The organism is Streptomyces sp. NPDC053431, from assembly GCF_044544925.1.
In the GTDB taxonomy this organism is placed as follows: Bacteria; Actinomycetota; Actinomycetes; order Streptomycetales; family Streptomycetaceae; genus Streptomyces.
Window position 1 is genome coordinate 189,720 of the sequence record NZ_JBITXX010000004.1, and the last position, 23,081, is coordinate 212,800.

20 protein-coding genes are annotated in these 23,081 nt (G+C 74.5%); 6 read left to right on the forward strand and 14 right to left on the reverse strand.

Annotation, left to right across the window (positions count from 1 at the left end; genetic code table 11):
* Positions 1 to 85 precede the first annotated feature (85 nt).
* Together ACIGXE_RS13565 and ACIGXE_RS13570 are read left to right on the forward strand one after the other, a co-directional pair.
* On the forward strand, positions 86 to 712 hold the full coding sequence (locus tag ACIGXE_RS13565; protein WP_399746693.1) for a DinB family protein: 627 nt from the start codon (positions 86 to 88) through the stop codon (positions 710 to 712).
* 69 nt (positions 713 to 781) lie between these two features.
* Positions 782 to 1,234 carry an SRPBCC family protein gene (locus tag ACIGXE_RS13570; protein ID WP_399746695.1) on the forward strand — a complete coding sequence of 151 codons (453 nt, stop codon included), beginning with the start codon at positions 782 to 784 and terminating at the stop codon, positions 1,232 to 1,234.
* 75 nt (positions 1,235 to 1,309) lie between these two features.
* On the opposite strand, the gene ACIGXE_RS13575 is transcribed toward ACIGXE_RS13570, so the two are convergent.
* Complete coding sequence (locus tag ACIGXE_RS13575) at positions 1,310 to 3,310, reverse strand: SpoIIE family protein phosphatase (RefSeq protein WP_399746697.1); 2,001 nt, start codon at positions 3,308 to 3,310, stop codon at positions 1,310 to 1,312.
* A gap of 334 nt (positions 3,311 to 3,644) precedes the next feature.
* Entirely contained in the window at positions 3,645 to 4,352 is a 708-nt protein-coding gene (locus ACIGXE_RS13580) for a VC0807 family protein (protein WP_399746699.1), read from the reverse strand.
* A gap of 474 nt (positions 4,353 to 4,826) precedes the next feature.
* Here ACIGXE_RS13580 and ACIGXE_RS13585 point away from each other — a divergent pair, with 474 nt between their 5' ends.
* On the forward strand, positions 4,827 to 5,477 hold the full coding sequence (locus tag ACIGXE_RS13585; protein ID WP_399746701.1) for a class I SAM-dependent methyltransferase: 651 nt from the start codon (positions 4,827 to 4,829) through the stop codon (positions 5,475 to 5,477).
* 40 nt (positions 5,478 to 5,517) lie between these two features.
* On the opposite strand, the gene ACIGXE_RS13590 is transcribed toward ACIGXE_RS13585, so the two are convergent.
* From ACIGXE_RS13590 to ACIGXE_RS13620, 7 genes are all read right to left on the reverse strand, one after another.
* Positions 5,518 to 6,786, reverse strand: a complete 1,269-nt coding sequence (locus ACIGXE_RS13590) for an RNA polymerase sigma factor (RefSeq protein WP_399746703.1) — start codon at positions 6,784 to 6,786, stop codon at positions 5,518 to 5,520.
* Positions 6,783 to 7,181, reverse strand: a complete 399-nt coding sequence (locus ACIGXE_RS13595; protein ID WP_399746705.1) for a hypothetical protein — start codon at positions 7,179 to 7,181, stop codon at positions 6,783 to 6,785. Before ACIGXE_RS13595 ends, ACIGXE_RS13590 begins: the two co-directional genes overlap by 4 nt.
* A gap of 181 nt (positions 7,182 to 7,362) precedes the next feature.
* Positions 7,363 to 8,166: an ABC transporter ATP-binding protein gene (locus tag ACIGXE_RS13600; RefSeq protein WP_399746707.1), complete on the reverse strand. Its 804-nt coding sequence runs from the start codon at positions 8,164 to 8,166 to the stop codon at positions 7,363 to 7,365.
* A complete protein-coding gene (locus tag ACIGXE_RS13605) occupies positions 8,163 to 9,284 on the reverse strand; it encodes an ABC transporter ATP-binding protein (protein WP_399746709.1) in 1,122 nt (373 codons plus the stop codon). Before ACIGXE_RS13605 ends, ACIGXE_RS13600 begins: the two co-directional genes overlap by 4 nt.
* A gap of 3 nt (positions 9,285 to 9,287) precedes the next feature.
* Positions 9,288 to 10,178: an ABC transporter permease gene (locus ACIGXE_RS13610; RefSeq protein WP_399746711.1), complete on the reverse strand. Its 891-nt coding sequence runs from the start codon at positions 10,176 to 10,178 to the stop codon at positions 9,288 to 9,290.
* Positions 10,175 to 11,128: an ABC transporter permease gene (locus tag ACIGXE_RS13615; RefSeq protein ID WP_399746713.1), complete on the reverse strand. Its 954-nt coding sequence runs from the start codon at positions 11,126 to 11,128 to the stop codon at positions 10,175 to 10,177. The genes ACIGXE_RS13610 and ACIGXE_RS13615 overlap by 4 nt, the downstream gene beginning before the upstream one ends.
* A 14-nt stretch (positions 11,129 to 11,142) precedes the next feature.
* A complete protein-coding gene (locus ACIGXE_RS13620; RefSeq protein ID WP_399746714.1) occupies positions 11,143 to 12,777 on the reverse strand; it encodes an ABC transporter substrate-binding protein in 1,635 nt (544 codons plus the stop codon).
* A gap of 141 nt (positions 12,778 to 12,918) precedes the next feature.
* Between ACIGXE_RS13620 and ACIGXE_RS13625 the strand changes: the two genes are divergently transcribed.
* Positions 12,919 to 14,016 (forward strand): LacI family DNA-binding transcriptional regulator, encoded by a 1,098-nt coding sequence (locus tag ACIGXE_RS13625; RefSeq protein WP_399746716.1) that lies wholly within the window; start codon positions 12,919 to 12,921, stop codon positions 14,014 to 14,016.
* A gap of 310 nt (positions 14,017 to 14,326) precedes the next feature.
* On the opposite strand, the gene ACIGXE_RS13630 is transcribed toward ACIGXE_RS13625, so the two are convergent.
* The gene (locus tag ACIGXE_RS13630; protein ID WP_399746718.1) at positions 14,327 to 15,961 is read right to left on the reverse strand and encodes an amidohydrolase; all 1,635 of its coding nucleotides are present in this window, start codon (positions 15,959 to 15,961) and stop codon (positions 14,327 to 14,329) included.
* Between the two features lie 121 nt (positions 15,962 to 16,082).
* On the opposite strand from ACIGXE_RS13630, the gene ACIGXE_RS13635 reads away from it, so the two are divergent.
* Both ACIGXE_RS13635 and ACIGXE_RS13640 read left to right on the forward strand, forming a co-directional pair.
* The gene (locus ACIGXE_RS13635; RefSeq protein ID WP_399746720.1) at positions 16,083 to 16,793 is read left to right on the forward strand and encodes a TetR/AcrR family transcriptional regulator; all 711 of its coding nucleotides are present in this window, start codon (positions 16,083 to 16,085) and stop codon (positions 16,791 to 16,793) included.
* A gap of 207 nt (positions 16,794 to 17,000) precedes the next feature.
* Complete coding sequence (locus ACIGXE_RS13640; protein ID WP_399746722.1) at positions 17,001 to 18,395, forward strand: NAD(P)/FAD-dependent oxidoreductase; 1,395 nt, start codon at positions 17,001 to 17,003, stop codon at positions 18,393 to 18,395.
* A 187-nt stretch (positions 18,396 to 18,582) separates the two neighbouring features.
* Here ACIGXE_RS13640 and ACIGXE_RS13645 read toward each other — a convergent pair whose 3' ends face one another.
* The 4 genes from ACIGXE_RS13645 to ACIGXE_RS13660 all read right to left on the reverse strand — a co-directional run bounded on the left by ACIGXE_RS13645 (position 18,583) and on the right by ACIGXE_RS13660 (position 23,040).
* On the reverse strand, positions 18,583 to 19,245 hold the full coding sequence (locus ACIGXE_RS13645; RefSeq protein ID WP_399746724.1) for an HdeD family acid-resistance protein: 663 nt from the start codon (positions 19,243 to 19,245) through the stop codon (positions 18,583 to 18,585).
* A 239-nt stretch (positions 19,246 to 19,484) separates the two neighbouring features.
* The gene (locus ACIGXE_RS13650; RefSeq protein WP_399746726.1) at positions 19,485 to 20,525 is read right to left on the reverse strand and encodes a M4 family metallopeptidase; all 1,041 of its coding nucleotides are present in this window, start codon (positions 20,523 to 20,525) and stop codon (positions 19,485 to 19,487) included.
* A 90-nt stretch (positions 20,526 to 20,615) separates the two neighbouring features.
* Positions 20,616 to 21,893: a glycoside hydrolase family 6 protein gene (locus ACIGXE_RS13655; protein ID WP_399746728.1), complete on the reverse strand. Its 1,278-nt coding sequence runs from the start codon at positions 21,891 to 21,893 to the stop codon at positions 20,616 to 20,618.
* Positions 21,894 to 22,020: 127 nt separating this feature from the next.
* Positions 22,021 to 23,040: a glycosyltransferase gene (locus ACIGXE_RS13660; protein ID WP_399746730.1), complete on the reverse strand. Its 1,020-nt coding sequence runs from the start codon at positions 23,038 to 23,040 to the stop codon at positions 22,021 to 22,023.
* Between the last annotated feature and the right edge of the window lie 41 nt (positions 23,041 to 23,081).

The following is a 23,081-nucleotide window of genomic DNA, read 5'->3' on the forward strand; positions in this document are numbered from 1 at the left end:
CCTCGGCGCCCTTAATTCGCTGTCGGGGTGCGGTCGTTGTGTGACAGGGTGCCGGACGCACCGGCCGTCGACCCTGGAGCGTTCCGTGACCCTCCCGCCCCGCCTCGTCCCCCTGCTGGAACAGTTCGACTTCGCGCGCGAGCGGCTCGTGAACCGGCTCAACGGTCCGCTGATGGACAGCGGCAACGGGACGCCCGTCCAGGTCCGGCCGATCACGGACGCCGAGTACCTGTGGGAGCCGGTGCCGGGCTGCTGGTCGGTCCGTCACCGCGAGGCCGGGCCCGGCCCGGCCGCCACGCTCCTCGTCGGCGCGGGTGACTGGGGCCGGGACGCGACCCCGCCGCCGCACCCCGAGCCGGCGCCCTTCACCACCATCGCCTGGCGGCTGAGCCATCTCGTCGAGATGTTCGTGCTGCGCACCGACCACACCGCCGGCGGCCACAGCCTGACCCGGGACGACTTCCGCAGCCGTGGCGACGCGGCCTCGGCCGTCGCGGACCTCGAGGAGGCCACGCTGGGGTGGCGGAAGGCGCTGCTGTCGCTGACCGACGCGGACCTGGACACGGTGGGGTACAGCAGCTATCCGCACGGCGGCGACGCCGAGGAGGCGTTCGTGGACGTCGTGTGGTGGATGAACCAGGAACTGCTCCACCACGGCGCCGAGATCGCCCTGCTGAGGGATCTCCACCGGGCCCGCGGCGAGGCCCGCTGACCCTGCCGCGGGGCTGTTCCGCGTGGGACGATAGGGGCAGATCCATCCTCGCGTGAGCAAGGAGACGACATGTCCAGGATCAAGGCCTCCGTCGACATCGACCGGCGTCCCGAGGACGTCTACGCCTACGTCACCGACCCGACGCACCTGCCCGAATGGCAGGAGAGCGCGGTGAAGGTGAGCCGGATGGGCGGCACCCCGGGGGCCGCCGGGCAGAAGGTCAAGGTGACCCGGCACATGGGGCGCCGTGACTTCGACACGAACGTGGAACTCACCGCGATGGACCCGCCGCGCAGCTGGCACGTCCACGGCACCGACGGACCCGTCCGCCCCGACATGCGCGGCACCATCGAGCCGCTCGACAACGGCACGCGCTCGCGGGTGACCTTCGACCTCGACTTCGAGGGTCACGGCATCGGCAAGGCGCTGGTTCCCCTGGTCGTCAAGCCCGCGGTGCGCAAGGAGATGGCGCGCGACGAGCAGCACCTGAAGGAGATTCTGGAGCGCGGCGCCCCCGGCTGACCGGCCCGGACCGCGCCCCGGCGGGCGGGGCAAGGCCTACCGGCCCGCCGGACACTCCCTTTCGGAGGCGGCCCGTCAGGCGGCACCGCCCGTCGTGCGGGCGATCAGCACCGCCACGTCGTCCTGGGCCGGGCCCTCGGGAAGCCCGGCCAGGACCTCGTCGCACAGCTCGTCCAGCGGCCGGTCCATGTGCCGCAGGGCCCGGGCGAGCCGGGCCATTCCCTGGTCGAGGTCGCGGTCGCGGGACTCGATGAGGCCGTCGGTGTAGAGGACGAACAGCCCGCCGGCGGGCAGGGCGACCTCCTCGGTGCCGAACTCGTGGCCCCCGGTGCCCAGCGGCGTGCCGGGCGGGCCGTCGAGGAAGGTGATGGTGCCTTCGGGGGTGACGACGGCGGGCGGCGGATGGCCGGCCCGGGCGATGGTCCAGACGCCGGTGGCCGGGTCGTGCACGGCGTACACACAGGTGGCCATCTCGTCCTCGCCCAGGTCGGCGACGACGGCGTCCAGGGACCGCAGCATGCGCGCGGGCGCGATGTCGTGACGGGCCAGGGTGCGGACGGCGGTGCGGAGTTGCCCCATGACCGCCGCCGCGTGGATGCCGTGTCCCATGACGTCGCCGATGACCAGGCCGGTGCGGCCGCCGGGCAGGGCGACGACGTCGAACCAGTCGCCGCCGACGTCGTGGTCGCTCGCGGGGAGGTAGCGGCCGGTGAGCTCCAGGCCGGTGACGTCGGGCAGCTCGTTGTTGGTCAGGCTGCGCTGGAGGGTGAGGGCGGCCTGGCGCTGGGTGGTGTAGAGGCGCGCGTTGTCGATGTTGAGGGCGGCGCGGGCCACGACCTCGTCCATGAGGACCCGGTCCTGCTCGTCGAAGGGCGGCCGGGTGCGCAGCCGGGTCACCGAGACTGTGCCGAGCACCTTGCCGCGCGCGACCAGCGGCATCAGCCGGGCGGAGCCGATGCGGGTGGACAGATAGCGGCGGAGGGCCTCGAACCGGGGGTCGCGGATGAGTGCCGGGACGTCGCCGACGAACAGGTCCATGGCGCGCGCGTCGGTGATGACCTCCTCGTACACGGAGTCGAGCGGGATCTGGAACTTCTGTCCGACGGCGAGGAGCGCGGTCGGTGCGGTGGGGTCGGGGAAGCCGGCGGCGAGGCGGCGCAGGACGCCCCGGGTGGCGGCGGTGGACTCGTCGGGGTCCAGGACGGACTCCAGGAGCTGGACGTCGGCGGAGTCGGCCAGCTGGGGGACGAGGAAGTCGACGACCTCCTCGGCGGTGCGCCCCAGGTCGAGGGTGGTGCCGATGCGTTCGCCGGCCTCGGCGAGCAGCGCGAAGCGCTGGCGGGCGCGTTCGACCTCGATGTGGGCCTGCTGGCTCTCGGTGATGTCGATGACGGAGGCGATGATGCCGAGCAGCCGGCCGCTGTTGTCGAGGAGCGGGGCGTAGGAGTTGGACCAGATGTGGTCCTGTCCGGGGTCGGCGGGGGTACGGCCGGCCCGGCGGGCGTCGACGACGGGGCGGCCGCTGTGCAGGACCTGCCGCATGAGGGCTTCGAGGGCGCCGGCGTTGACGCCGGGCACGACCTCGGTGAGGCGGCGGCCCACGTGCCCGGAGGGCGGGACGCCGTTCATCTCGGCGAGGGCGTCGTTGACGCGGAGGAAGCGCAGGTCGGGGCCGAGGGTGGCGAGGCCGATGGGCGACTGGGTGAAGAGCGATTCGAGGGCGGCCAGGGAGTCGCGCATCTTGAGGACCTGGGAGGTCTCGAAGGCGATCAGCATCGCGCCGGGGAGGCCGTCCGGGTCGGCGGCGGGCACGATCCACATCTCCATGGCGACCGAGTGGCCGTCGCGGTGCCGTACCGGGAGCGTGCCGACGACGGTCTCGCCGGCCTGGACCTTCCGGGTCAGCCGTTGGGCCAGCTCGCGGTTGGCACTGGGGACGAGGATCGGGCCGGCGGGCCGGCCGATGACGTCCTCGGGGCGGTATCCGAGCAGGTCCTGCGCGGCCAGCGACCACTCGACGATCAGGCCGCGCGCGTCCTCGCGCCAGAGGGCGACGGGCAGCAGGTCATTGAGCACGCCCGCGTACCCGACTGCCGCCCGCGGCGGCTGCGGAACCCTGCTCGGCGACTGGTGAGTGTCCAACGCATCGACCTACGCATCGGCCGGGCCCCGTGGGGCGCATTCCGCGATACCTACCAAATCACCCTAGCCGAGACATAAGGGACGGGCGCTCCGCGGTTCCGCCGACCGCGCCCCACGGGCCCCGCCGCCTCATACTCCGCACCCCCGATGCGCGGAGCGTGAGGGGAGCGGTCGCCCCGCCGTCCGTGAGAGGCACGGTCCCCCCGCCGCCCACCGCCGGCGTCGGCGGCCGGGGGTGTGCCGGCTGTGCCGGGCCGTACGCGCGGGCTCAGGCCTCCGCGCCCGCCGCGGCGGCGCGGGCCGAGGCCGCGGCCCTGGCCTCGCCTTCCGCACGGGAGCGCTTGGCCGTCCGGATGGTCCACAGGACGAGCAGGCCGAGGGTGCCGTAGATGAGGAAGGGATTGACGACCACCATCGCGTCCACGGACAGCGCGTAGGAGAGGACGATGCGGGCGACGGCCTCGACGAGGTACGCGACGCCCCAGACGATCGTCATGCGACGCATGGTCGACCGGAAGCCCTCGAACTGCCACAGGCCGTTCCACCAGGCGTGGCTCTCGGCCGTGCCGTCGGTGGAGAAGCGCCGCCCGAAGTAGAACATCAGCGGCCGGGGCGCGAACAGGGTGGCGAGACAGAGGACGCCGAAGAGGCCGGTCACGGCCGAGTCCTTGACGAGCAGGGCCCGGGCGGAGTGGGCGCCGACGAGGGAGACGACGGCCGTCAGGACCAGGAAGAAGATCGTGACGACCGCGAACTCGTCCGTCTTGCGGTGCCAGACGAGGTGGATCACGGTGTCGAGAACCGGCCACACACCGCTGACCAGCAGCGCGGTGAAGTCGGTCCAGCCACGGTCGGTGAGCGCCCCGAAGGTGAGGATGGGCGCCACGATGTTGAGGCCGACGGTGAGCGTCCAGCCGATGGCGGCGGCAGCTCCTGAGCGGGCGGGCGCTGCGGGTTGCACCTGCGGTGCGGACATGGTTCCCCCTGGGTCGTTGCATAGGGTGCGGCATCGGCACGCTAGGGCCGGTGACCGGGCGTCACAAGGTGCGTCCGACCAAAATGATCTTCAAGTTGTCCGGAGCATGGCACTCCGCATGCTTCCGGACCCAGGGGGACGCGGGCGCGGACGGGAAGGACGGGCTACGGGGACGGCCGGGCGGGTGGCGGCCAGGTCTCCGACGGGGGGCTCCAGGTGGGTCCGGACGGCGGCGCGAAGGGGCCGGCCCGGTTCTCCGCGAGGAGGAGCATCACGGCGCCGAAGACGAGCGTGGCGATGACGAGGGCGAGCCCGACGGGATGGCGCGGGTTTTAGGCGTAGCGGTTCGTCCCCCACCGGCTCTTCTTGAACACCGGCTTGTAGTCGTCGCCCCTCCAGGTTCCCCCCTGCCCGGTCCGCGTCAGGCTACCCTGCGGTCACGGAGCACGGACGACCGAGGGACGACCACCGGCCATGGGGCAGGACGCGCAGTACGAGCACTGGCAGCGCACGTACGAGGCACACCCCGGCATGTACGGGACGGAGCCCTCCGCCCCGGCGCGCTACGCGGCCGACGTCTTCGCGAGGGTGGGCGCCCAGGACGTCCTGGAGCTGGGCGCGGGGCACGGGCGGGACGCCCTGTACTTCGCCCGCCGCGGTTTCACCGTGCTCGCCACCGACTTCAGCCCGGTGGGTCTCGGCCGGCTCGCCGAGAATGCCGGGGCCGAGCGTCTCGGCCGGGTCGCCACCCGGGTGGTGGACGTGCGCGAGCCGCTGCCGTTCGCGCCCGCGTCGGCGGACGCGGTCTTCGCCCACATGCTGCTCTGCATGGACCTGCCGACGCGTCGGATCGAGCAGCTCGTCGCCGAGGTCCGCCGGACGCTGCGCCCGGGCGGCACCTTCGTCTACACGGTCCGGCACACCGGCGACGCCCACTACGGGACGGGCCTGGCGCACGGCGACGACGTCTACGAACACGGCGGCTTCGCGGTCCACTTCTTCTCGCGCGCACTGGTCGACCGCCTCGCCGAGGGCTGGACGCTCCAGGAGGTGCACGCCTTCGAGGAAGGCGCCCTGCCGCGGCGCCTGTGGCGCGTGACGATGACGGCCCCCTCCGCCGGCTGAGCGGCCGGACCCGCAACCGGCTCGACGCCGTACCTTCGCGTCACTTCTCCGCTTCCGGGCGCCGGTCCGGTGCCAGGGCCGCCGCCCGGAGGAGCAGATAGCGGCGTTCCGGGATGCTCAGGGTGGCCGAGGCGGCCTCCTGGTAGGCGGTGCGGGCCGCTTCCCGGTGGCCCGCGCGTTCCAGGAGGTGGGCGCGGACGGCGGCGACGCGGTGGGTCCCGGAGAGCGAGCCGGTGGCTTCGAGGGCGGCCAGGCGGTCGAGGCCCTCCTGGGGGCCGTGGACCATGGCGAGCGCGACGACGCGGTTGAGGTCGACGACGGGGCCGGGCGTGAGGTCGGCCAGGAGGTCGTAGAGACCGAGGATCTCCGGCCAGTCGGTGTCGTCCGCGGTGGGGGCCTCGTCGTGGACGGCGGCGATGGCGGCCTGGAGCTGGTACGGGCCGAGGGGGGTGGTGGTCAGGGCGCGGGAGAGGAGGGCGACGCCCTCCGCGACGGCCGTCCGGTCCCAGCGGCCGCGGTCCTGCTCCGTGAGCGGGATCAGCTCGCCGCCCGGCCCCGTACGGGCCGCGCGGCGGGCATCGGTGAGCAGCATCAGCGCCAGCAGGCCGGCGACCTCGCCGTCCCCCGGCAGCAGGCGGTGCACGGCGCGGGTCAGCCGGATCGCCTCGGCGGAGAGGTCGGCGCGCCGGAGGGCGGGGCCGGAGGTGGCGGTGTAGCCCTCGTTGTAGATCAGGTAGAGGACCTGGAGCACGGCGCTCAGGCGCGCGGGCACGTCGGCCGGATCGGGTGGGGCGAAGTGCGCGCCCGCCTCCTTGACGGTCTTCTTGGCCCGGCTGATCCGCCGGCCCATCGTGGCTTCCGGGACGAGGAACGCGCGGGCGATCTCGGCCGTCGTCAGGCCCCCGACGGCGCGCAGGGTGAGGGCGATCTGCGAGGGCGCGCTCAGCGCGGGGTGGCAGCACAGGAAGAGCAGGGTGAGCGTGTCGTCCTCGGACGGGGCGCGGGACTCGCCGGGCGGCGGGGCCCGGAAGTCCTCGCGCGGCGTGAGCGCCGCGGCGGCCTCCTCCCGGCGGCGCCGCGCCTGCTCGCTGCGCAGCTGGTCGGTCAGCCGGCGCGACGCCACGCGGATCAGCCAGCCGCGCGGGTTGTCCGGGATCCCGGACTCGGGCCACTGCCGGGCCGCCGCCAGCAGGGCCTCCTGCACGGCGTCCTCGGCCGCGTCGAAATGGCCGTAGCGGCGCACGAGCGCGCCGAGGACCTGCGGCGCGTGGGCACGCAGCAGGTCTTCGATCCTCGAGGCGGGATTCACGGGCCGGTCGCCACCGTCATGCCGGGGCGTCCGGGGCGCGCGCCGGACGCCGGGGCGTCGTGGCGGGGCATGGAGTCATGGGCGGGCGTGGGGGCGTGGCCGGCCGTGGGGTCCAGGGCCGCCGTCGGGTCGAGGCCGGCCACGGGGGCGGGGGCGGCCGTCAGGTCGGGGGCGGCTGTCAGGTCGAGGCCGGCCGTCGGGTCGAGGCCGGCTGTCAGGTCGAGGGCGGCTGTCAGGTCGAGGCCGGCCGTCGGGTCGAGGGCGGCTGTCAGGTCGAGGCCGGCCGTCGGGTCGAGGGCGGCTGTCAGGTCGAGGCCGGCAGAGGCGTCGAGGGCGGCCAGGGCGTGGTCGAGGGCGACCTGCCTCTGGCGGCGCGCGACCCGGTACCGCTCCATCGCGTTCCCTCCTCGGCCGTCGGCGGGCGCCCCGGTGTGAGCGCCTCTCGCAGGGGACGTCGGTCCCGGCCCGCCGTTCCCGACATCCGTCACCGGAATCCTTCCAGCGACCGGAGCGTCGCGCGGCGCGCGAAACGCGCTCCGGTCCTCCGGAGGCGCGGCCCGCCGGGGCCGCGCCGTCTCACCCGTCCGCCGAGCGCCCGACCCGCGCCGGGTCCCAGCCGCGGCGCGGGACGGAGTCGAGCAGGAGGCGGGTGTAGGGGTGTTCGGGGGCGCCGAGGACCCGTGCGGTCGGGCCCGCTTCCACGATCCGGCCCTGGCGGAGCACCACGAGTTCGTCGGTGATGTGCCGTACGACGCCGAGGTCATGGGTGACGAAGAGGAAGCCGACGCCCGCCTCGCGCCGGATCCGGGCGAGCAGTTCGAGGATCTGGGCCTGGATGGACACGTCCAGGGCGGCGACGGCCTCGTCGAGGACCAGGATCCGCGGTTCGGCGGCGAGCGCCCGGGCGATGGCCACGCGCTGCCGCTGGCCGCCGGACAGACCGCGGGGCAGCGCGGCGGCCTCGCGCGGGCCGAGGCCGACCTGGTCGAGGAGTTCGGCGACGCGGGCCCGGCGGGCCGCGGGCGCGAGCCGGAAGTGCAGCCGCAGCACCTCGTCGACGCAGCCGCCGACCGTGATCCGGGGGTCGAGGGAGAGGTACGGGTCCTGGAACACCATCTGGATCTCGCGGGCCCGGGCGAGGCGTTCGGTCCGGCCGCGGGGGCGGGCAGACCGGTCCCGGCCGTCGAGGGTGACCGTGCCCGCGTCGGCGCGTTCGAGGCCGACGAGCATCCGTACGGTGGTGGTCTTGCCGCTGCCGGACTCGCCCACGATGCCGAGGGAGGAGCCGGGGGCGAGCGCGAACGACACGTCGTCGACGGCCGTGTGGTCGCCGTACTCCTTGCGGAGTCCCGCGACGACGAGCCCGGGAGTCGCGGTCACTGGAGGATCCCTTCGTCGGCGCGGTGGCAGGCGGCGAGCCCGTCGCCGTACGCGGTGAGCACGGGCACCTGCTCGGTGCAGCGCGGCTGCGCGTGGGCGCAGCGGGCGGCGAAGGCGCAGCCGGGCGGCGCCTCGGCGACGGAGACCGGGCGGCCCTCGATGGGGCGGGGCGGGGGCGCGTCGGGGTCGATGCGCGGGGTGCAGGAGAGGAGACCCGCGGTGTAGGGGTGGCGGGGGCGCTCGAAGAGCTCGGTGGTGGCGCGGGTCTCGACGATCCGGCCGGCGTACATGACGTACACCCGGTCGCAGATGGCGGCGGCGAGTTCGAGGTCGTGGGTGACGAAGAGGAGCCCGGTGCCGCGTTCGGCCTGGAGGCGGGTGAGGATCGCGATGATCTCGGCCTGGGTGGTGACGTCGAGCGCGGTGGTCGGCTCGTCGGCGACGAGGAGCGCGGGGTCGGCGGCGAGGGCGGCGGCGATGACGACGCGCTGGAGCATGCCCCCGGAGAACTCGTGCGGGTACCGGCGCAGGGCGCCGCGCGGGTCGCGGATGCCGACGGCGGCGAGGAGCTCCTCGGCGCGGGCGGCGGCGCGCGCGCCGGGGGTGCCGGCGGCGCGCAGCCCTTCGGTGACGAAGTCGCCGACGCGGCGCAGCGGGTTGACGGAGGCGCGCGCGTCCTGGAAGACCATGGCGACCTCGCGGGCGCGGAGGGCGGCGAGCGAGGCGCGGTCCATGGAGAGGACGTCGCGTCCGCCGACCCTGACCTGGCCGGTCGTCCGGGCCTTGGCGGGGAGCAGACCGAGGACGGTGCGGCAGGCGACGGACTTGCCGGAGCCGGACTCGCCGACGAGGCCCACGGTCTCGCCGGGGGCGACGGTCAGCGAGACGCCGTCGAGGAGGGGGCGGGCGGCCCGCCCTTCGGGGAGCCGGAGGGTGAGCCCGTCGATCTCCAGGACCGGCGCGAGCGGCGTGACCGGCGCGCCGGCGGACCGCCCGGGCGCGCCGGCGGACCGCCCGGGCGCGCCGGCGGACCGCCCGGCGTCCCGCGGAGGGTTGCGCGGGGAGTTCTCCGGGGAGTTGCGCGGGGAGTTCTCCGGGGAGTTGTGCAGGTCGGTCATGCGTCAGCGCTCCCGCTTCGCGATCCGGTCGGCGATGCCCTCGCCGACGATGCCGAACGCCACGACGGCGAGGACGATGCAGAAGGACGGCGCGAGGGCGGGCAGCATCGCGCCCATCTGGAGCGCCGACTGCCCCTCGTTGATCATGGCGCCCCAGTCGGCGGTCGGCGGCTGGACGCCGAAGCCGAGGAAGGACAGGGCGGCCAGGTCCATCAGGGCGTAGCCGAAGTTCATCGCCGACTGGGCGAGGACGGTCGGCGCGATGTTGGGCAGCAGGTGGCGCAGGCTGATGGTCCAGCCGGACCAGCCCTGCACCACGTAAGACTCGATGTAGGGCCGGGCCTTCTCCTGGCGGGCGATGCCGCGGACGAGGCGTCCGACGTACGGGGTGTAGGCCACGGCCATGGCGATGACGGGCGCGGTCATGCCGGCGCCGAGCACCGCCACGAGCATGATGGCGAGCAGCATGCCGGGGATGGCGAAGACCAGGTCCATGGAGCGGGACAGGACCGCGTCGGCCCAGCCGCCGCGCCAGCCGGCGAGCACGCCGAGGGCGGTGCCGAGCAGCGTGGAGACGCCGACGACGAGGAGCGGGCCGAGCAGTCCGGTGCGGGCGCCGTGCAGCAGCCGGGACAGGATGTCGCGGCCGGACTGGTCGGTGCCGAGGAGGTGGTCGCCGCCGGTGCCGACGAGGCTGGCGGACAGGTCCATGGCCTCGGGGTCGTACGGGGCGAGCAGCGGGGCCAGCGCCGCGACGACGACGAGCGCCACGAGGAGCAGGACGGCAGCGGTGAACATCGGGCCCTGGCCGAGGGCCCGCAGCCGGCGCAGACCGGGGCGTCTGCGCAGCGGGACCGCGGGGTCGGCCGCCCCGGAGTGTGCGGTGAGGGTCATGAGGTGCCTTCCCCGTGGAGGGTGAGCCGGGGGTCGATCAGGGGAGCAAGCAGGTCGACGGCGAGGTTGACGAGGACGAAGGCGGCGACGCTGAGGAGGGTGACGGCCTGGACGACGGCGAAGTCCTGCGCGGTGACGGACTGGACGAGGAGGGAGCCGAGGCCGGGGACGTCGAAGGCGGTCTCGACGATCGACGTGGTGACGAGGAGGCCGGCGAGCATGGTGCCGCCGACGGTGACGACGGGGCCGAGGCTGTTGCGCAGGACGTGCCGGCGGACCACGGTCCGGCCGGGGACGCCGCGGGCGCGGGCGACGTCGACATGGTCACGGCCGAGTTCGTCGAGCATCGCGGATCGGGTGACGCGGGCGAGCAGTCCGGCGAAGGTGGTCGCGAGGGCGAAGGCGGGCAGCGTCAGGTGGTGAAGGCGGTCGCCGAGACCCTCGGGCGTGCCGCCGGGGCCGGGGAACCAGCCGAGGTGTACGGAGAAGAGGGACACGAGCCCGATGGCGCTGACGAACGAGGGCGTCGCGGTGGCGATCCCGGTGCCGACGAGGACCGCCCGGTCGACGAACCCGGGCCGCAGCGCGGCGAGTACGCCGGCGGCGACGCCGCCGACGGCGACGAGCAGGGCCGCGTAGCCGACGAGCAGCACGGTGCCGGTGAGGCGCGAGCCGAGCAGCGCGGAGACCTCCTGGTGGTACTGCGCGGAGCGGCCGAAGTCGCCGTGCAGCGCGCCGCCGAGCCACTTGGCGTACTGCACGGCCAGCGGGTCGTCGAGGTGGTACTGGGCACGGAGCGCCGCCACGGTCTCGGGGGTCGCGGGACGCCCGTGCAGCAGGAAGGAGACGGGGTCGCCGGGGGCGAGGTGGACGCTCGCGAAGACGACGAAGGAGGTGACGAAGAGGACGCCGAGGAGACCGGCGGTCCTGCCGAGGAGGTATCGGGTCATGCCGTTTCGGCTCCTCATCGGCCCGTCGCGCCGACCGTCGCGGCCCAGGGGTAGTAGAGCTGGGCGATGCCGGTGGGGGCGCCGGTGACACGGCTGCCGAGGAAGACGGAGTAGGGGGCCTCGTAGAGCGGGATGACCGGCAGTTCGCGCACCGCGATCTTCTGGAGCTCCTGGGTGAGGTCGGAGCGGGCGCCGGGGTCGGCGGCGGCGTTGGCACGGTCGAAGGCGGCGTCGTAGGCCGGGTCGGACCAGTTGCCGTAGTTCCCGAAGTCGCCGGTGCGCAGGTACTGGTAGAACTCGAGCGGGTCGGGGGTGTTGTCGTACCCGCTGGTGATGACCAGATCGAGTCCCCTGCGGGCGTTCGGGTCGACGAAGATGCTGCTGTACGCCTCGGGAGCGACGGCCTTGAGCCGCACGTCGAGGCCTATCTGACGGCCCGCGGCCTGGACGGCGTTGGCGACGACGCTGATCTCGGGGGCGAGGGTGCTGGTCACCAGGGTGATCTTCCTGCCGGTGGCGCCGGCCTCCTCGACGAGCCGTTTCGCTCCGGCCACGTCGTAGACGGGCTCGGGCAGTTGGGCGAAGTAGCCCTCGGTCCGCTCCGGGAGGAGGGCCCAGGCGCCACGGGCCGTGGGGGCCTTGGCGGGGACGCCGATGCCTCCGGCGGCCGCCTTGACGATGTTCTTCCGGTCGAGGGCCATGGAGAGGGCCCGGCGGACCTTGAGGTCGCCGAGGGGGCCCTTGAAGTCGAGGACGGCGAGGTTGGACGTGGCGGTGTTGGGGCCGAACCAGAGCTTGCCCTTGGTCGTGGCGCGCAGCTGGGCGAAGGAGGACGAGGGGACCATGTAGCCGCCGTCGGCGGTGCCGGAGAGGAAGGTGTTGGTGCGGGCGGCGGGGTCCTCGACGAAGGTGAAGCGGACGGTGTCGGTCTTCGGCGTGAGCTTCGTGTCCCAGTAGCGGGCGTGCTTCCTGAGGGTGATGGACTCGCCCTGCTGCCACGAGTCGAGGGCGTACGGACCGGTGCAGTTGACCCTGCCGCCGGGGACTCCGTACTCCTTGCCGGCCTTGGCGAGGAAGGCGGCGCTCTCGACGGTGCCGGGCGAGGCGGCCATGAGCTCGTTGAGCAGCACGTCGGGCTTGCCGAGCCGGAGGGTGACCTCCAGCGGCCCGGTCTTCTCGACCGTCTTGACGTTCTTGAAGGCGGATCCCCAGGGCGAGCCGGTGGCGGGGTCCATCTGGCGCCTGAGGGAGGCGACCACGTCGTCGGCGGTCATGACGGTGCCGTCGTGGAAGGTGACGCCGGGGCGCAGTGTGTACACCCACACCAGCGGGTCGGGGTTCGCCCACTTCACCGCGAGTCCGGGCTCGACCTTCAGGTCGGGGGTGACCCGCAGCAACTGCTCGCAGACGTTCGCGAGCACGGTGTTCGGCGGGTAGTCGTAGGCCTGGGCGTAGTCGAGGGTGTACGGCTCGGCGTACAGCGACCAGGTGATCTCCGGGAGGTCGCCCTTCGCGGCGGGCGAGAGCGGCGTGACGGTGTAGGAGCCGGGCCCCGCGCCCGCGGGCCGGGTGGCGCCGGAACAGGCGGTGGCGGTGACGGCGAGGGCCGCGGTACAGGCGAGGGCGGCGAGGAGTCTGGGCGTGCGCAAGGAGACCCACCCCTTTACGGGTGTAGTGACGGGCGCTGGGGATTGCAGCGAGTATTGATGCGGGAACGTTCCCGCACAAGACTTTCGGCCGGCTTTGCGGGAACGGTTTTGCAATGGTCAGAGAGGTGACAGCATCAGTGCGTGACCACACGTGAACCCTCTGGCGGGCACGCCGGGGAGAGGCCCGGCGGGACCGCCGGCGAGCGGCCCGCGGGGCCCCGGCCGCGGCTCGTCGACGTGGCCCGGGAGGCCGGCCTGTCGAAGACGAGCGTCTCGGCGGCGCTCAACGGCACCGGCCGGCTCTCCCCCGAGGTGCGGGAGAAGGCGATCGAGACCGCGCGCCGCATGGGCTACCGGCCCAACGCCGCGGCCCGCCAGCTGCGCGCCGGGCGGGCCCGGCTGATCGGCTACGTCGTCGGCGAGTTCGCCGGCGAGCCGTGGGCCTACCTGGACTCCCCGTACTTCGCGCGGCTCACCAGCGTGACGGCCTCGGCCGCGCTGCGGCACGGGTACGCCCTGGTGATGCTGCCCGCGGGGACGCTGCAGCGGGAGTGGGCGGAGCTGCCCCTGGACGCGGTGATCGTCGCCGACCCGGTGGAGGACGATCCTCTGGTGGAGGACTTCCTGGCCGCCCGCATCCCGGTCTTCAGCGACGCCTCGGTCGCGGGCCGGCCGGGCGCGCACTGGGTCGACCTGGACGTCGAGGCGGCCGTCCGGGAGTCACTGGACCACCTGCGCGCGGGCGGTGCGCGGCGGACCGCGGTCGTCCTGCCGGACAGCACGACCCGGTTCCACCGTGAGGTGCTCGCCGCGTACCGCGCCTGGTGCGCGGAGCACGGGGTCGGGGAACTGGTCACCCTCGTCCCCGAGCCGGGCAACGGCCCGGTGGTCCGCGCGGTCGAACGGGCCCTGACCACCGAGCCCCGGCCCGACGGCCTCTTCGTGGTGGCCGAGGCCAGCCCGCCGCTCGTCATGGACGCGGCGCGGCGCCTCGGCCTCTCCGTACCCGGCGAGCTGCGGGTGGTGTGCGTCAGCGAGGACGACTCGGCGGCACATGCCGACCCGCCGGTCAGCACGCTGAGTCTGCGGCCGGCGGACGTCGCCGAGGAGGGGATCACGCTTCTCGTCACCGCCCTGGAGGGCGGTGGCAGCACCCCCCCGGGAGTGCTGCTCACCGCCCGTCTCCAGGTGCGGGCGTCGTCCGGTCATGAGAGCGGGCCTCCTGGTCGGGTGGGATGAGAACGGTGGACGGGGGTGCGCCCCGCCCCGCGGAGGACCTGACCCCGGCGGGCCCACGGGTCCGGTGCCTCGCCCGTAGGTCCTGTCGGCGAACTCCCGTCGTTGCCCGGAGGGCGGCCCCGCGGCGTCAGGTGCGTGCTCTCGGTGTGCCGGGCGCGAGGCCTCGTACCGGACGTACTCGGCCTGGTGCCCGGTGCGGCGAGAGCGCGTGCAGGGCGTCGCGGGGCAGGCGGGGGTTCGACGACAGGGCCTGGGGGTGGGTAGGGCGCGGGGAGCGTTGGCCCGGCTCCCGCCGCGCGGTGAGGCGGGATCAGCGGGCGTAGACCCTCGTGCCGCCCACGAAGGTCTGTTCCACGCGGGTCTCGGCGATCTGCTCCGGCGGGGCCGTCAGGATGTCGCGGTCGAGGACGACGAGGTCGGCGAGGTGGCCCGGGCGGAGGCTGCCCGCGTCGTCGTGACCGTTCACATGGGCGGAGCCGGCCGTGTACGCGGCGAGGGCGGTCGTGAGGTCGAGCCGCTGCTCGGGCAGGAAGACGCGCCCGTCGGTGGCGCCGGGCTCGGCGCGGTTGACGGCGACGTGGATGCCGGCGAGCGGGTCGGGGCTGCTGACCGGCCAGTCACTGCCCGCGACCAGGGTGGCCCCGGCGCGAACGAGGTCGCCGAACGGGTACTGCCAGGCGGCGCGCTCGGGCCCGAGGAAGGGGATGGTCAGCTCGTCCATCTGCGGCTCGTGCGCGGCCCACAGCGGCTGGATGTTGGCCAGCGCGCCGAGCCGGGCGAAGCGGGCGATGTCGTCGGGGTGCACCACCTGGAGGTGGGCCAGGTGATGACGGTTGCCGCGCCGCCCGTTGGCGGCGACGGCCGCCTCGAGCGCGTCCAGGGCCTCGCGCACGGCCCGGTCGCCGAGGGCGTGGAAGTGGACCTGGAATTCGAGCGCGTCGAGCTCGGTGACGTACGCGCGCAGCGCCTCGGGGTCGACGAAGCTCATCCCGGTGTTGGCGGTGGCGCAGCCGCAGCCGTCGAGGTACGGGCTGGTCATGGCGGCGGTGAAGTTCTCGGCGATGCCGTCCTGCATGATCTTCACCGAGCCGGCGCGGAACCGCCCGACGCTCGACTTCTCGCGGCGCGCGACGAGTTCGGGGATCTGCTCGGCGCCACGCCCGCGGTCCCACCAGAGGGCCCCGTTGACCCGGGCGGTGAGGGTGCCGTCCTGGGCGGCGGTGAGGTACGCGTCGGACGGGTCGGGCTTGCCGGCGAACTCGCCGAGCAGGGCGTCCTGCCAGCCGGTGACGCCGAGCGAGTGCAGCATGGCCTGGGCGCGCAGGAGCCCGGCGAGCCGGTCGGCCGCGGTGCAGGGCGGGACGATCCGGGACACCAGGGCGGCGGCGCCCTCCTGGAGGACACCGGTGGGCACTCCGTCGGCGTCGCGCTCGATGCGCCCGTCGGACGGGTCGGGGGTGTCGGCGGTGATGCCGGCGAGCTCCAGGGCGCGGGAGTTGACCCAGGAGCCGTGGTGGTCGCGGTTGACCAGGCAGACGGGCCGGTCGGCGACGACGGAGTCGAGCAACTGCCGGGTGGGCAGGCCGCCTTCGAAGCTCTCCAGGGACCAGCCGCCCCCGGTGATCCAGGCGTTCTCGGGGTGGGCGGCGGCGAACTCCCGGACGATCCGCAGGTATTCGGCGACGCCGGTGGTGCCGCTCAGGTCGCACTCGGCGAGCTCCACACCCCCGTACACGGCGTGGATGTGCGCGTCCTGGAAGCCGGGGACCAGCAACCTGCCCGCGAGGTCGACCACTTCGGTGGCGGGCCCGACGAGCTCGCGCACCTCGTCGTGACCGACGGCGGTGATCCGCTCCCCGACGACGGCGAGGGAGGTGGCCCGGGTGCGGGCGGGGTCGCCGGTGAAGACGGGGCCACCGGTGAAGACCAGGTCGGCCGTGCTCATGTACGTACTCCTGGAGGTGAGGGACCCGGCGCGGGGCCGGTACGAGGTGCGCCATGCAACAGGCGCCGTCCACAACACGTCAAGGGTGTTGTCGTAAGGCTGCCGCCGGTAGGGTCCCCGCATGGCAGAACGAGTGGTTCCGGAGAACCGGCGGCAGCGCCGCCGTCCCACCAAGCAGGGCACCGTGCTCTCCGAGCGGGTGATCGTCGAGACCGCGCTGCGCCTGGTCGCCCAGCACGGGGCGGAGGCGCTGTCCGTACGGCGCCTCGGCGCCGCCCTGGGCGCGGACCCCAGCGCGCTCTACCGCTACTTCCGCAACACCGACGACCTGCTCCTCGCCCTCGCCGACGAGATGGTCGGCCGGGCGCAGGCGGGCTGGCGGGCGACCGGGGACTGGCGGGCCGACCTCCGCGAGATCGCCCTGCGCATCCACGCCGCCTATCTGGCGAACCCGCAGGTGGCGGCGCTCGCCGCGCACCGCACCACGGGGCGCGAGCACGAGACCCGCGCCGTCGAGGCGATCCTCGGGGTGCTGCGACGGGCGGGTTTCCCCGACGCGGAGGCGGTACGGATCTACCACGCGTTCGTGGACCAGGCGCTGGCCTTCGCCGCGCTCGACGCCGCCGCGCTCGCCCTGCCGGAGCCGGCCCGCGAGGCCGACGAACAGGTCTGGCACGCGGCCTACGGCAAGCTCTCGGCCGACACCCACCCGCACGTCGCGGCGACCTTCCCGCTGCTCGCGGCGGACATGCGGGACAGCGGTCACCCCTTCGCCCTGGAGCTGATGCTGGACGCGGTGGGCGCCCGACTCGCGGCGCAGAGCACGAGCTGACGGCGGCGCACCGCACGAACCGACCCCGGCGCAGGGCGTGAACCGACCGCGGCGCAGGGCACCAACTGACCGCGGCGCTCGGCCGGCACGCCCGGGACCCACCTCCGGAGCTTACGACAACATCATTGACGCAAATTCGCCCCGACGGATCTCATGGGCGCACCTCGGAGGCCCCCACCTCCGCGATCCGAAGGAGCAGCCCGCCCCATGGACCCCGTCTACGCGCTCCGCGACGCCTTGCCCACCCCCTTCTGGCTGGACGACGCCCGCAGGCCCGCACCCGCTCCGGCCCTCGTCGGCCCCACCGACTGTGATCTGCTCGTCGTCGGCGGCGGGTACAGCGGGCTGTGGACCGCGCTGATCGCCAAGGAGCGCGACCCGTCCGCCGACGTCGTGGTGATCGAGGCGGGCGAGGTCGGCGCCGCCGCCTCGGGCCGCAACGGCGGCTTCTGCGAGGCGAGCCTCACCCACGGCCTCGGCAACGGGATCGCCCGCTGGCCCGGCGAGATCGGACGCCTGGAACGGCTCGGCCGGGAGAACCTCCAGGCCATCGAGGACACGATCGGCCGGCACGGCATCGACTGCGCCTGGGAGCGCACCGGCTCCCTCGTCGTGGCCACCGAGCCGTACCAGCTCGCCGGCCTGAAGGAGGAGGCCGAGGCGGCCGCGCGGTACGGGACCGAGGTGGCCCTGCTGGACGAGGCCGCGGTGCGCGCCGAGATCGACTCCCCGACCTTCCTCGGCGGTCTGTGGAACAAGGACGGCGTGGCGATGGTCGATCCGGCCCGGCTCGCCTGGGGCCTGAAGCGGGCCTGCCAGGAGCTCGACGTCCGGGTCTACGAGCACACCCCGGGCACCGCCCTGGCCGAGGACGGGGCCCGGATCGCCGTGACCACGCCGTACGGCCGGGCGCGCGCCCGGCGCGTCGCGCTCGCCACCAACGCGTATCCCTCGCTGCTGCGCCGACACCGCCCGTACACCGTCCCGGTGTACGACTACGCGCTGATGACGGAGCCCCTGACGGACGAGCAGCTCGCCGCCGTGGGCTGGCGGAACCGGCAGGGCTTCGCCGACTGCGCCAACCGCTTCCACTACGTACGCCTGTCGGCCGACAACCGCGTCCTGTGGGGCGGCTTCGACGCCGTGTACCGCTTCGGCGGCGGCGTCCGGGCCGAGCGCGACCAGCGCCCCGAGACCTTCGCCACCCTCGCCCGGCACTTCTTCCAGGCCTTCCCGCAACTCGCGGGCGTCCGCTTCAGCCACGCGTGGGGCGGAGCGATCGACACCAGCACGCGTTTCTGTGCCTTCTTCGACACCAGCCATCGCGGCCGGGTGGCGTACGCGGCCGGCTACACCGGCCTCGGCGTGGGCGCCACGCGCTTCGGCGCCGAGGTGATGCTCGACCTGCTCGCCGGGGAGCGCACCGAGCGCACCCGGCTCGACATGGTGCGTCGCAAGCCCCTGCCGTTCCCGCCCGAGCCGGTGCGCTCCGTCGGCATCGGCATCACCCAGTGGGCCCTGGCCCGCGCCGACGCGCACGAGGGCCGCCGCAACCTCTGGCTGCGCGCCCTCGACCGCGCGGGCCTCGGCTTCGACAGCTGATCCCGGGCGCGCCGGACCACCCGGCGCGCCCGGCACACGGCGGCCGGACACTCCACGCCCACCCGTACCATCCGCAGCCGTGGCCGGTGCGCGCACGCCGTACGAGACCGACGTCCTCCGTCGCGTCCCGCCGGCGGCGCTCACGCCTCCGGGGTCGTGACCGGGGATGCCGCACTCCCCCGCGGGCTCAGGTCGGGGTGCCCGCTCCGGCCCGGCCCGGGATGCCGGCCCGCCGCAGCGCGGAGCGCCAGGCGAGGGCCGCGACGACCTCGGCGACGCCGAGCAGGACCAGCCACAGGCCGAGCAGCCGTGTGAGGACCTGGGCGGACTCCGTCGGCAGGGCGAGGACGACGATGCCGGCGGTGATGCCGAGGACGGCGACCACCATGGCGACGCCCCGATGCGGCATGCCCTTGCCGGCGACGGCCGTGTAGAAGCCGAGGATGCCGGACACCAGCCAGACGCCGCCGACGATCAGCGAGAGCGCGGCGATGGTCTGCAGCGGGTTGCGCAGGCACAGCACGCCGCCCAGGACGAACAGCAGGGCCACGAGGAGCCCGACGACCCGCTCGCCCGCCTCCTCCCGGCCGAAGACGGCGACGAACCGGAAGCCTCCGAGCACCAGCAGGTAGAGGCCGAGGAGCACGGCCAGCACGTGCAGGGTCACGTCCGGCCAGACCAGGGCCATGATGCCCGGTACGAGCGTGGCGATCCCCGCGGCGAGTACCCAGGTCCACGAACGGCCCAGGCGGGCCAGCTGCTCCGCGGGGTCGGGCGGGGCGAAGGGGTCCGCCCCACGGGCCGTCGGTTCGGGGCCGGTACCGGGCGCCGGATCATGCGGCGTGGTCATGGCTCCTCCTTTCGAGCGGACGGGTCGTCCCCGCGGCGGGCCGGGGGACGGACGCGGTCCCGTCCTCCTCCGAGCGTTCGCCCGGATCCCTTCCACGGCCTCACCCGGTACGGGTGAGGCGGCGACACCGGTCCGGCCGGCGGCGGGGCGCACTTACCCGCCGCGCGGACGCGACCGGCCCCGGGCACGGAGCCCGGGGCCGGTCGGGAGGTACGTCCTCCCGCGAGTTACGCCGGCTGCTAGACGCCGGGGATCTGGCGGGCCCGGAAGGCCGCGCGGACCGCGTCCGCCGCGCTCTGGCCGTACATGCCGCGCGCCGTCTCGATCGTCTTCGCCGCCGCGTCCGAGAACGAGGTGTCGGGAGCGAAGCCGAACTGGGCGTTCACGATGATCCGGTCGGCGGTCCGGGCGCCGAGCGCGCCGCGGATGTCCCACAGGGCGCGGGACCAGATCTCGCCGTCCGCGTGCACCTCGCCGACCCGGTCGGCGTAGACCTTGTCGCCGTCGACACGGCGCAGGCAGTGCGGGGCGGTGCTGTACGTGACGGAGTCCCAGTCGGCGACGCAGGCGGGGTTCGCCTTCACGGGCCAGTTGTAGCGGGCGGCGGCGTCGGTGCCGACCTCGACGGCGAGGTAGTCGCCGAAGGCCTCGCCGATCGCGCCCGCCTCCGGGGAGCTGCCGAAGCCGGGCACCTGGGCCTCGTGCACGGCGTGCCCGTACTCGTGGACGATCACCTCGGCGTCCTCGGCGTCGTCGACGCCACCCTTGCCGAAGCGGATCTCGTCCTTCTTGTCGGTGAAGAACGAGTTGTCCGCACCCCACTGGTTGATCCGCACGGGCTGGGCGCGGTCGTTGGCGCCGGGCAGCTCGCTGCCGAAGCCGAGGCCCTGCAGGTACTCCTGGGCCTGGTTGACCCAGAAGTAGGCCATGACCTGCTCGAACTGGTCGTCGTGGCGGTCGTACGTGGTCGCCGCGGCGGTCTTCGCCGAGGCGCCCGTGTCGGACCGGACGGTGGCCCAGCGGCCGGAGAGGCCGCCGCTGCCGTCGAGGTTGCGGAGCACGGCGGTGGTGTAGGCGGTGGCGGGCACCGCGGTGGCGGAGTCCTTGCCGTCGCCGAGCGACTGGTCGCCCGAGGACTGCACGGGGTTGACCATGAAGATACGGGCCTGCGGGCCGGCGGCGGGGGCCTGCCCCGCGGCCGAGGCCGCTCCGGCCGGGGCGATCAGCGCCACGGTGGCGGTGGCCGCGGCTATCAGGCCGCGGGATGTGCGGCGAGCCATCAACGTCCTCCCATGAGGGGGTGTGAGATGTGGGGGGGGGTGGGTGGTGCGGGCGCGATCATCGCCCACGACGGGGCTCCGCGTCGAGGGTCAGGGCAGGAGAGCCGGGCGGGCCTCGCGGGCGAGCCCGTGCGCGAGGTCCGGCCACCAGGCCCCGGCCGGCGGGTCGACGACGCCGTACTCGGGGTCGACGGGGCCGCCGGTGCCGCGGGTGCAGCTGCCGTCGGACTCGCCGATCGTCTTCACGTACAGGTACGCGTCCACGAGCGGGACGCCGGTGTCGGCGGTCGGGCGCGCGCCGATGCCGCGGCCGGGCGGGTTGCACCAGGTCTCGGGGTCGCCGTAGGTGCCGGCGGCGGGCTGCCAGGGGCCGCGGCCGTTGCGGCTGGTGTCGATGACGAAGTGGAGCAGCTCGGTGGCCGGCGGCCGGCCGACCGCCTGGTCGTACCAGGCGTCGGTCCAGTGCCAGGTGCTCGGGTCGTCGGCGGAGACCGCGTTGCCGGGAAGGCCGTCGTTGGGCGCGGCGGCGGAGTAGTACTGGTTGGCGCACCAGTCGGTGTGGCCGCGGGCCCAGTCCGGCCCCTGGGTGGCGAACCAGACGCACTTGGCCACCCAGGTGCCGTACCGGGTGTTCTGGTCGTCGGGCCGGAAGTTGGAGACGTTGAGGGCGAAGCCGTCGGCGCGCCTGCCGCCGGCGTCGATCAGCCGCCGGGCCATGTCGCCGACGGCCCGCCAGTGGCTGTTGCCGGCGTCGAGGTAGACCGCCGTGCCGGTGTGTGCCTTCAGGGCGCTGACGGCGAAGTCGAGGTCGGCGATCCGGGCGGCGCTGAGGGCGCCGGTGGGGTCGACGGAGCCCGCGCAGTCCTTGGGCAGGGCGGCGAGGCCGTCCGGCTCGAGGATCACGACGGCGTCCCGGTCGCCGATGCCGTCGGCCAGCGCGCCGATCCACTCCCGGTACGCGGCGGAGGAGGCCGCGCCGCCGCTGGAGTAGAGGCCGCAGTCGCGGCCGGGCACGTTGTACGCGACGAGCACGGGCACCTGTTCGGCGGCGTCGGCCCGGGCCACGAGGTCCGCCGCGTCCGCGCGGACCTGCTCGGGCGTGCCGCCGGTGAACCACGCGGCCTGCGGAAGTCCGGCGAGCGCGGCCATGTTCGCCGCGTTCTCGGTGTCGCCGGCCGCCCGGTCGACGAGCGCCTGCCGGGCGGCGCCGCTGTCCGGGTCGACGTAGAACCGGCTCGCGGGCGTGAGCGGCCCGGCGCCGGCCGGCTCCTCGGCCCCGGCCGCCGGTGTGACGGCGATCCAGGCGGCGCAGACGGCGAGCGCGGTCGCCAGACCGGCGGAACGCCGCCCCGGTATCCGGTTCGTCATGAAATGACCCTCCCTTGGCGTGATCATGAGCAGCCTAGGCGGCGTTGATCATCCTTCGGGCGGGAACGGCCGGATCCGACGGTACGCGCGGCGCGTGCGCCGGGGTACCGGGTCACGGACGGGGCGCTCAGTCCTGACGGCTGCTCTCGTCCCTGAGCCAGGTGTCGAAGTCGCGCTTCCGAATGGCCCTGCGCGCGCCCCGGCGGGCGGCCAGCGCCGCCGTGAGGAAGACGAACATCGCGGGGAGCAGGGTCGGTTCGGCCCGGAGGATCGCGCGCAGGTCGCCGAGGCCGGTGCGGGCGGAGGGCGGCGCGGCCGGTTCCGGGGACGGAGACGGGGACGGGGGCGGGGCGAGGTGCGAGGACCGGTCCGGTCCGGCGGCCCCGGCTGGGGCAGCCACCCTGGCGGGGTCCGGCGTCCCGGCGGGGTCGCCCGCCCCGGTGGGGTCCGGCGTCCCGGCCGGTTCCACGGCCCCGGCGGAGGCGGACCGGCGCTGGTGGTCCTCCAGTTGGGCCGTCGAGGTGGCCGCGCGGACCCGGCGGCGGATGAGGTCGGCCCAGGTGCGGGGCGGCCGCACCACGACACGGGCGGTGGGCACCACGGCGCGTTCGGCCGGGCCGAAGGCGAGCGAGGCGGCCAGGTCGTCCGCCATGAGCGGCGGCAGGGCGGCGATCCGGGCATGGCCCTCGTCCGACACGGCGATCACCCCGCGCCCGAACAGGCCTTCGCGCACGGCGGGAAGCCGCTGCCACACCCGGTAGTAGGCCCGGACCCGCCAGGAGCAGCCGGCCATCGGGAGCTCCCGCTCGGGCGCGGCGGCCAGGACGCCGTCGGGGCCGGCGAGCGCGTCGGTGAGGGCGCGGACGTCGGCGGCTCCCAGCTCCACGTCGGCGTCCACGTAGATGCGCGGGAAGCCGTCCGCGTGGGCGTCGCCGAGGCGCAGGGCCTCGTGCTTGGAGGGGACGGGCGTCTCGACCACGCGGACCCGCGGGCCGCGCGCGGCGGCGACGTCGGCGGTGGCGTCCGTACAGCCGTTGCACACGACCAGGATGTCGAACTCCGGGTCGGAGGAGCCGTCCAGCAGGCCGTCCAGGAGACGGCCGAGGGTGCGTTCCTCGTTGTGGGCGGGGATCACGATGGTGGGCACATGCACAGTATGACCAACCCGTCCCACTCTTACAGTTCCTT

Excerpts from the sequence above, each read along its gene's own strand:
- ACIGXE_RS13570 (WP_399746695.1), top strand. The coding sequence starts at position 782 with ATGTCCAGGATCAAGGCCTCCGTCGACATCGACCGGCGTCCCGAGGAC.
- ACIGXE_RS13580 (WP_399746699.1), bottom strand. The coding sequence starts at position 4,352 with ATGTCCGCACCGCAGGTGCAACCCGCAGCGCCCGCCCGCTCAGGAGCT.
- ACIGXE_RS13585 (WP_399746701.1), top strand. The coding sequence starts at position 4,827 with ATGGGGCAGGACGCGCAGTACGAGCACTGGCAGCGCACGTACGAGGCA.
- ACIGXE_RS13595 (WP_399746705.1), bottom strand. The coding sequence starts at position 7,181 with ATGGAGCGGTACCGGGTCGCGCGCCGCCAGAGGCAGGTCGCCCTCGAC.
- ACIGXE_RS13605 (WP_399746709.1), bottom strand. The coding sequence starts at position 9,284 with ATGACCGACCTGCACAACTCCCCGGAGAACTCCCCGCGCAACTCCCCG.
- ACIGXE_RS13610 (WP_399746711.1), bottom strand. The coding sequence starts at position 10,178 with ATGACCCTCACCGCACACTCCGGGGCGGCCGACCCCGCGGTCCCGCTG.
- ACIGXE_RS13615 (WP_399746713.1), bottom strand. The coding sequence starts at position 11,128 with ATGACCCGATACCTCCTCGGCAGGACCGCCGGTCTCCTCGGCGTCCTC.
- ACIGXE_RS13630 (WP_399746718.1), bottom strand. The coding sequence starts at position 15,961 with ATGAGCACGGCCGACCTGGTCTTCACCGGTGGCCCCGTCTTCACCGGC.
- ACIGXE_RS13635 (WP_399746720.1), top strand. The coding sequence starts at position 16,083 with ATGGCAGAACGAGTGGTTCCGGAGAACCGGCGGCAGCGCCGCCGTCCC.
- ACIGXE_RS13640 (WP_399746722.1), top strand. The coding sequence starts at position 17,001 with ATGGACCCCGTCTACGCGCTCCGCGACGCCTTGCCCACCCCCTTCTGG.
- ACIGXE_RS13645 (WP_399746724.1), bottom strand. The coding sequence starts at position 19,245 with ATGACCACGCCGCATGATCCGGCGCCCGGTACCGGCCCCGAACCGACG.
- ACIGXE_RS13650 (WP_399746726.1), bottom strand. The coding sequence starts at position 20,525 with ATGGCTCGCCGCACATCCCGCGGCCTGATAGCCGCGGCCACCGCCACC.
- ACIGXE_RS13655 (WP_399746728.1), bottom strand. The coding sequence starts at position 21,893 with ATGACGAACCGGATACCGGGGCGGCGTTCCGCCGGTCTGGCGACCGCG.